The organism is Microbulbifer sp. 2205BS26-8, assembly GCF_030731025.1.
In the GTDB taxonomy this organism is placed as follows: domain Bacteria; phylum Pseudomonadota; class Gammaproteobacteria; order Pseudomonadales; family Cellvibrionaceae; genus Microbulbifer; species Microbulbifer spongiae.
This window is the reverse complement of the sequence record NZ_JAVAMR010000108.1, coordinates 1-1883: the sequence shown is the minus strand read 5'-3', so window position 1 is coordinate 1883 and position 1883 is coordinate 1. Positions and strand designations below refer to the sequence as shown.

Sequence of the window (1883 nt, the reverse complement as noted above, 5' to 3'; positions counted from 1 at the left end):
GAATTTTAACTTAACAATCTCATCAATAAAAAATATGAAAATTCTTTATACAGGTTGCGAAAACATAACGAGTTACACAACTTAATTTATAGCCTCTATGTTACAAAATTTGACACTGCTGCAGGCAACCCTAGCCTATCAAAAAATGCTCTGTTACGCTCCCCTGCAGATTTTACCAGTTGATCAAAGCTAATAACTTCAATATATGCCTTATAAGGCTCATTATAACCAAAGTACCCCATTCCATCAGCAGTGATTGTAAGGTTTGCTCGCCTGCTCCGACGTTTCATCGACTCCGTAAGATCACAAAGTACATAGCAATAGCCAGGAATATCTTTACTCTCGGGGATAGGACGACCAAACTTAGTAGTTACTTCACCCTCTCGAATTCTTTCTAAATAACCCAAGACTTGATCTATCGGATCTTTATCCTCTCCTTCTCTCATATCGTTACGCATGGGACGCTTAATCTCAATAACAGTGATTGAAGCGAGAGGAAACCTATTTCGGTTGTTAATCAGCAAGGGGTTATCAAAAACCCTCAGATTCAGCAAGTCAGGTCTTTTATTGCTACTATTACTGGTTATGGGCATGGCATTAATAGGTTTATCAGACGCCATATAATTATGGAATGCCAGACGTTCGTCAATTAACCATAGATTACAGGAATCAAAAAATAGCTCATCCGAATCTTTACGCATTGGCATAATAAGTTCATGAATCATATCTTCACGGGCATATTTTCCATTATCCAGCTTTTCGATGGATTTTTGTAGTAGATCAATAATTACCTTTCGATGAGACACATAGTTTGCCAGATCAGATTTCTTCAGATCTTCTGCTTTTTGCAAATAGCTATTCAAGCGAGTTTTATACTCCTCCACATGTTCTTTATTCTTTGGATGTAGAATATCATGACCTTCCTTTACCAATTGATGCTCAACTTCATACCATTGCGTATGAAGATGCAACTCTAATTCTTTGTTCGTTTTAGCGGGATCAACTATAAGGAATTCTTCTGCTATATATTTAGTAATGGGGCGATAACGAGGAGCGTTATTAATAATAAAATCATCTACTCGCTTTCGGCCTTCGGAAATATTCTTCTTCAATACATCCTCTAAATATTTCTTAGCTCGATCAAGAACCGCACAACGAATATCTCTAAAAGTTACCTCATCAAACATATCCTCGACATCTTCATTAATATCAAAAGAAGTTCGCTCGCTACGCACATGATTATCAAGAAATTCAGAAGACACATAACATGTGTAGGTGATCTCAGAAGAATTATCTGAAATTTTCCCATAAAGACCAGGAATCTTACCTTGTATAACCTCTTCTTTAACCAGTCGATTGGCAGCACATAATGCAATCAAGTGCCTCTTATTGACTAATGCACGGAACTTTATATGAGTTAATTCAAAATCATGTTCTTTAATCGTAATTTTCTCATGATAAGCACTTTCATACATTCTCCGATCATAAAGTTCATGCAGATCAATGCGCTCGCCAAAATCTATTACCTGTATTTTTGGAACACTTTCGCCACGCACATAATACCAGAGCAAGTGCTCTAAAAGCTGATTGGCTATCGATAAACTTTCTTTTGGAACTTTTTCCTGAAATCCCCCATCGAAACCAACTAACTTTATCGTAGAGCCAGTTTGATTTTCAGATGTATCCGTTACTCTATTATCGTGAACACCGCGTTTGTCATCAAATCGAAATTCACGTTTTTTTCTGTCACCATTTGTATCATAAAAATAGCTTTCAACCTCAACCAAATCAAACACCTTCAACCACATTAAACGGCCTATACCTCGACAGCCTTTTTCAATTTTGTGATCTGAGTCAAGCGTTTCAAAGGACTTACTACCTAG

1 protein-coding gene is annotated in these 1883 nt (G+C 37.0%); it reads right to left on the bottom strand.

Annotation, left to right across the window (positions count from 1 at the left end):
- Window positions 1–95 precede the first annotated feature (95 nt).
- Window positions 96–1883, bottom strand: a 1788-nt coding sequence (locus Q5Y71_RS16685) for an ATP-binding protein (protein ID WP_306043209.1), incomplete at its 5' end; no start/stop codon positions are given.